The 4451-nt window shown below is 74.7% G+C and carries 2 protein-coding genes; both read left to right on the forward strand.

Going from position 1 to position 4451, the window contains the following annotated elements; genetic code table 11:
* On the forward strand, positions 1–2700 hold a 2700-nt coding region (locus AB0I79_RS63105), incomplete at its 5' end, for a type I polyketide synthase (RefSeq protein WP_357896288.1).
* A gap of 6 nt (positions 2701–2706) precedes the next feature.
* The coding region (locus AB0I79_RS63110; RefSeq protein ID WP_357896290.1) for a type I polyketide synthase at positions 2707–4451 on the forward strand (1745 nt) is incomplete at its 3' end.

Below are 4451 nucleotides of genomic sequence, written 5' to 3' on the forward strand. Positions count from 1 at the left end.
GGCCGGCAGGTCGACCTGCCCACGTATCCGTTCCAGCGCCGCCGCTACTGGCTGGCCCCCACCTCCGGCACCGACGCCGCCGGGCTGGGCCAGACGCCGCTCGGACATCCGCTGCTCGGCGCCGCCATCTCCCTGGCCGACGGCGACGGGCTCCTGCTCACTGGACGCCTGTCGGCCCAGACCCACCCCTGGCTGGCCGACCACGTCGTCGCGGGCAGCCGGATCCTGCCCGGCGCCGCCCTGGTGGAGCTGGCCTGGCAGGCCGTCGAGCACACCGGGTACGCGGGCATCGAAGAGCTCGTCCTGCACGCCCCGCTGGTGCTGCCGGAGACGGGCGGGCTGCAGATCCAGGCCCGGGTCACCGCCCGCGGCCCGGACGGTCGTGCCGAGCTGACCGTGCACGCCCGCGCCGCAGACGATCAGCCGTGGACCCGGCACGCGGCGGGCACGGTGACCGAAGCGCCGGCCGCCCCGATCGGAAGCCTCGCAGCATGGCCGCCACCCGGTGACCCCATCGACGTGGACGGCCTGTACGCGGCGCTCGCCTCGGCCGGGCTGCACTACGGCCCCGCCTTCCGCGGGCTGGTGCGCGCGTGGCGCGACGGCGACGACACCCATGCCGAGCTGGTCCTGCCGGAGTCGCTGGCCACCGACGCCGGACGCTACGCCTTCCATCCGGCCTTCTTCGACGCGGCCCTGCACCTGCTGACGCCGGACGGCAGTGGCACGGCGCAGGTGCCGTTCTCGTGGCGGGGCGTGTACCTGCACGGCGCCGCCACCTCCCGGCTGCGTGTCCGCGTGACGGCCACAGCGCCTGACCAGGCGTCGATCGTCGTCGCGGACGACACCGGCAGGCCGATCGCGGGCGTCGAGGCCGTCGCCATCCGACCGCTGGCCCTCCCGGCCGCCCGGCGGATGCTCGCCGCCGACGCGCTCTTCGACGTCGAGTGGACCCCGTTGCGCACGCTTCCGGCCGCTCCGGCCACCCGGTGGGCCGTCGTGGGAGAGGGGGAGCCGGAGCTGACGGGCACGCGGCACCCCGACCTGGAATCGGTGGCGGCGGCGGGCGTGCCGGACGCGGTGCTCGTCCCGCTCGGGCCCGGCGAGCCGTCACCGTCGCGGGCGCGCGAGGCCGTGGCGGACGTGCTGCGCACGATGCAGAGCTGGCTCGCCGACCCCCGCTTCGCCCGCTCCCGACTGGTCGTCGTGACGCGTGGCGCGACCTCCACCGACCCGGTGGGGGCGGCGGTCTGGGGCCTGGTGCGCTCCGCGCAGGCCGAGCACCCCGACCGGTTCACGCTGCTCGACCTCGACGGGAACGCCGCCAGCGATGCCCTGGCCGCCGCGCTGGCCACCGGGGAGGCGCAGCTCACCGTCCGCGACCGCGAGGTGCTCGTCCCCAGGCTGGCCAGGGTCACGCCCGGCACTCCGGAGGGGAGCGAGCCCGGCCACGGCTGGAACCCTCACGGGGCCGTGCTCATCACCGGTGGCACCGGCACTCTCGGCGGCCTGCTCGCCCGCCACCTGGTGACCGCGCACGGTGTCCGGCATCTCGTGCTGGCCAGCAGAAGCGGCGCCGGCGCGCCGGGCGCCGACGACCTGGCCGCCGAGCTGACCGGGCTGGGAGCGAGCGTCCGCGTCGCCGCCGTGGACGTCGCGGACAGGCAGGCGCTGGCGGCGTTCCTCGCCACGCTCGACCGGCCGCTGACGGGGGTCGTGCACGCGGCGGGCGTGACCGATGACGGGCTGGTCGAGTCGCTGACCCCCGACCGGCTCGGCACCGTCCTGCGCTCCAAGGCCGACGCCGCCTGGAACCTCCACGAGCTCACCCGCCACCACGGGCCGGCCGCGTTCGTGCTGTTCTCCTCCGCGGCCGGGGTGCTCGGCAGCGCGGGACAGGCCAACTACGCCGCCGCGAACCAGTTCCTCGACGCGCTGGCCAGGCGCCGCCGCGCCGCCGGGCTGCCCGCGACCTCGCTGGCGTGGGGACTGTGGGCGCAGGCCAGCGGCATCAGCGAAGGGCTCGGCGCCGCCGACCACGCGCGCCTCGCGCGGCTCGGAGTCCGGCCGCTGGCCACGGACGAGGCGCTCGCCCTGTTCGACGCCGTGCTCGCCGACGGCCGGGCCACCGTCGTACCGGTCAAGCTGGACCCCGGCGCCGCGCGCGCACATCCGCTCCTGCGCGACTCCTCGCCCGCCGCCCGGAGGCCGGAGCGGCCCTCGGAGCCGCTGCTGGACCGGCTGGCGGCCCTGCCGGACGCCGAAGCCGCGAGCCTGCTCCTCGACCTGGTACGCCGCCACGTCGCCCAGGTACTCGGCCACGCGGACACCCGGGAGATCGACCTGGACCGGCAGTTCAAGGAGCTCGGCTTCGACTCGCTGACCGGGGTGGACCTCCGCAACCGCCTGCGCACCGAGATCGGGCTGGACCTGCCCGCCACGCTCGTCTTCGACTACCCGACGCCGGAGGCGCTCGCCGGGCACCTGCACGCGCGGGTCCGCCAGGCGGCGCCCGACCCGATCGGCGCCGCGTTCGACCGCTTCGAGGCCACGCTGGCCGCGCAGCAGGACGACGCCTCCCGCGACCGCATCGTGACCCGGTTGCGCGCACTCGCCGCGCAGCTGGCGCCGACGGCCACCGACCTGGCCACCGCCAGCGACGACGAACTCTTCGACCTTGTTGAGAACCTGGGGGACTGACGCCGCATGACGAACGCCAACGAGGACAGGCTGCGCGAATACCTCAGACGGGCCATCGCCGAGGCGCAGGACGCCCAGCGACGGCTGCGCGAGGCCGAGGAGGCGGACCGCGAGCCCATCGCGATCGTCGGCATGGCGTGCCGGTTCCCCGGCGGGGTGACCTCGCCGGAGGAGCTGTGGGAGCTGGTCGCGGCGGGTCGCGACGCGATCACCGACTTCCCCGCCGACCGGGGCTGGGACCTCGCCGCGCTGCTCGGCTCCGGGACGGGGCCCGGCACCTCCACCACCCGGTACGGCGGGTTCCTGCACGACGCGGCCGGCTTCGACGCCGACTTCTTCGGGATCTCGCCGCGCGAGGCGCTGGCGATGGATCCCCAGCAGCGGCTGCTGCTGGAGACGTCGTGGGAGGCGTTCGAGCGGGCCGGCATCGACCCGGTGTCGCTGGGCGGCAGCCGTACCGGGGTGTTCGCCGGGCTGATGTATCACGACTACCAGTCGCGGCTGCACAGGGTGCCGGAGGAGCTGGAAGGCTTCCTCGGCAACGGCAACGCGGCGAGTGTCGCGACCGGGCGCATCGCCTACACGTTCGGGCTGGAGGGGCCCGCCGTCACGATCGACACGGCGTGTTCGTCGTCGCTGGTGGCGCTGCATCTGGCCGTCCAGTCGCTACGCCGCGGCGAGTGCACGCTCGCGCTGGCGGGCGGGGTCACCGTGATGGCGTCCCCGAACACCTTCGTGGAGTTCAGCCGTCAGCGGGGGCTGGCTCCCGATGGCCGGTGCAAGTCGTTCGCGGAGGGGGCGGACGGGACGGGGTGGTCGGAGGGCGTGGGGCTGCTGGTGCTGGAACGCCTGTCCGATGCTGTGCGGTCGGGGCGGCGGGTGCTGGCGGTGGTGCGGGGGAGCGCGGTCAATCAGGACGGCGCTTCCAATGGTCTGACGGCGCCGAACGGTCCTTCGCAGGAGCGGGTGATCGCTCAGGCGTTGGCGGGGGCTGGGTTGTCGGCCGGTGATGTGGATGTGGTGGAGGCGCACGGGACGGGGACGGCGCTCGGTGATCCGATCGAGGCGCAGGCGTTGCTTGCGACCTATGGTCAGGGCCGGGAGCGGCCGTTGTGGCTGGGGTCGGTGAAGTCGAACATCGGGCATGCGCAGGCGGCGGCGGGTGTCGCGGGTGTGATCAAGATGGTGGAGGCGATGCGGCACGGCGTGTTGCCGCGGACCTTGCATGTGGATGAGCCGTCGTCGCATGTGGATTGGTCGTCGGGTGCGGTGGCGTTGCTGACCGAGCAGCAGCCGTGGCCTGCGATGGATCGGCCGCGGCGGGCGGGGGTGTCGTCGTTCGGGATCAGCGGCACCAACGCCCACGTGATCCTGGAGCAGCCCACGCCGCCAGAGGAGCCCGTGCCCGCGCCCCCCGGACCGGTGCCGTGGCTGCTGTCGGCGCGCAGCCCTGAAGCGCTGCGCGAGCAGGCCCGCCGGCTTCTCGCCGTCGTCGATGACGCCGACCTCAACGACGTGGCGTACACGCTGGCCACCGCGCGGGCGGGGCTGCCGTACCGGGCCGCCGCCGTCGGACGCGACCGGGAGGAACTGGCCCAGGCACTCACCGCAGTCGCCTCCGGAGCCCGGACAGCGAACCCGCTCAAGGGCAGGACGGCGTTCCTGTTCTCGGGTCAGGGGTCGCAGCGGCTGGGCATGGGGCTGGAGTTGTACGGGCGGTTTCCGGTGTTCGCTGCTGCTTTTGATGAGGT

This window comes from Nonomuraea sp. NPDC050202 (genome assembly GCF_040656115.1).
Taxonomy (GTDB): Bacteria; Actinomycetota; Actinomycetes; order Streptosporangiales; family Streptosporangiaceae; genus Nonomuraea.